Consider the following 2633-nt stretch of genomic DNA (forward strand, 5'->3'; position numbering starts at 1 on the left):
CATATGATACGTCCAGTATTTTTGCATCATTCTCATACAGTTTTTTAATCTTGCCCCCGGCATCATAAATAAGCGGATAACTGGTATTATCCAGGCCTGCATAACGATAGCTGAACAAGGCACCCACCGCATACCCTTTTAAATAATTGGCATAACTGCCGGAAATATATTGCCAGGAAGGGCTGCTTTCGTTGATATCAGAATTGTAAACCTGTAATACTTTGCTGTTGTTTTTTGCGAAAACAAAACCTGTGTTCCAGTTGAATTTACGTTTACTGATCCAGTCAGCCTGCAAACTGATTTCCAATCCGGTATTACGAATGGAAGCTTCATTCACCAATGCTGATACGCCTCCCTTTGATGCATCGATCTGGTTATTTGCCAATACATCTGTACTCTTTTTCACATAATAATCTACACTGCCGGTAATTCCCTTGAATATTTCGTAGTTGATTCCCAGGTTAAAATTGTGCGTTTGTTCCCATCGAAGTCCACTGTTGGCATACGATAACAACCTCAGAGCCGGCATCACGCCAGCCGGATTCAGGTAACTGAGCTGATCAACGGCTATCACCTGCGGTAATGCCTCTTTGGCCACGTTTCCGTTAAAACCATGAGCAACACGTAGTTTCAGGAGTCTTACCCAATCCAGGTCCTGCATAAAACCCTCTTTATGAATATTCCATGCGGCGCCTACAGACCAAAGTGGCTTGTATTTATATTTGGGATCTGTTCCAAACAAGTTCGACTGATCCACACGAATACTTCCCGTAACAGAATATTTTCCTTTAAAGGCATATACAAGGTTTGAATACCCTGAAAGGAAGCGGTCGTCGGAATAAGTATTATTGAACAGGTTGGAAAAATTGAGGGCGCCATTAGATTGGGCATATGATGCACCAAAATTAGTGGTGATGGCCTTGAAGTCAACCGGCTGCTGAAAAAGCGACTGGTCATTATAGCCAAAATAAGAGTAGGTACTGGAGCTGTTCACCAGTTTACGAACCTCAGCACCTACAATCACGTTCACAGAATGATCTCTTGCCACCTGTTTATCATAGTTGGCCTGAGCACGCAAGGTGAATCCCTGCACACTGCCGGCCTGCTGTTTCAGGAAGGCTCCTTTGGGGATATTATAGATAAAACCTCCCGAAGGGTTGGGCTTGGTATAAAAATTCACCATCTGCCTTGTTTCCGTTGCATTTTCAGAGGCATAATGACGGTTATCATTTCTCACACTTTCATACACACCTCCGAACGTAAGACTTAGCCCCGGTATCATCTTATACCGGAAATTGGTGGTGATGCGATTATTGACTGTGCGTGCACGGTCGCTGACTTCGTTCAAGTCCTGTAACGGATAATATAAATTGTCCAGCAAACCCAGCGACTTAATATAATTATTGTAGACAACTGTGGATTTGGAACCCGTGGAAATGGATGCAGGGTTTCCATTCTCATCTGCAAAGCGTTCGTATGGATAGATATCATTAATGTCTGGAACCGGTACACCGTTTTTTCTGCCTTCCTGGTAATCTGTATTGAGTTCTACGGAGAACCTGTTTGAAAGTTTCATGGTGGTACGGGCAGACAGGCGAAAAAGGTTATTATTGTTTTTAACCTCCGTAGCATTATTACGCATATAGTTCACAGTCAGGTAATATAACAGCCGGTCGCTTCCCCCTGACATATCCAGGTTATAGGTTTGAGTGGAAGCATTGCGTAAAAAAAGGCGACTGTATTCACCGGAATTATTATGGCTGGCGAGTGCCGCCATCTGCCTGTTTCTTTCTTCTTCTGAGATAGGATCCGTATTGGATCTCCAGTGATACATGATAGCTGTAGCGGGATTGGCCATCAAATAACCGCCTTGTGCGCCATGAAGACTCTGCCAAATTGTAGGTTGGGCATTCCGGTTACGCAGTTTCTCATAGTCCATTACAATTTCAGAAGCGTCTTCCGCCCAGCGATAGCGGTTATACCTTTCCTTAGGTGTAATTCCCAGGGTGGATCTGAAATTCACTCTCAGATTACCCGCCTTTGCTTTTTTGCGTTCAACGATAATTACACCGTTTGACGAACGGGCACCATAGATTGTAGCTGCAGCGGCATCCCTCAATACAGTCACAGATTCAATTTCGTTGGGGTCTATCAGGTCAAGCGAGAGATCAGTAGGAAATCCGTCTACAACAATCAGGGGATTTTTGTTACCCTTAATGGTAGAGATTCCGCGTATCTGAAACAGATTATTGTCTTCAAACTTGATATCATTATTGATAAGCAGGCCAGGAATTTTATTCTGCAACCCTGTTAGAAAACTGGTGGTATTGATGCGGCTTTCGTACTCTTTTGTACGAAGTGTAAATGTACTACCTGTACTTTGTTCCGGTTTTATCTGCTGGTAGCCGGTATTGATTGTTACTTCCACCTGATCAAGCCTGGCCTCGGAGCGGCTCAGGAAGATCATTACATTACCTGAGGAAGAAAGCATCGCGGTTGTTATGGTCATTCTTTTTGTTTCATATCCAACAAAAGAAATCATGATGATATCGCCTTCCTCCACATTCAGTGTAAGTTCCCCCTTAGCATCTGTAATGCCAGATATCTTTTTATTCCGCACTGTAACCGAAGCG

1 protein-coding gene is annotated in these 2633 nt (G+C 43.6%); it reads right to left on the reverse strand.

Translation table 11 applies throughout. The annotated features are described in order from the left end of the window. A partial coding sequence (locus tag ACTHMC_RS25125) for a SusC/RagA family TonB-linked outer membrane protein (RefSeq protein WP_440417497.1) occupies positions 1–2620 on the reverse strand: 2620 nt, incomplete at its 3' end. Positions 2621–2633: the final 13 nt, after the last annotated feature.

The organism is Pseudobacter sp., from assembly GCF_051955275.1.
In the GTDB taxonomy this organism is placed as follows: domain Bacteria; phylum Bacteroidota; class Bacteroidia; order Chitinophagales; family Chitinophagaceae; genus Pseudobacter.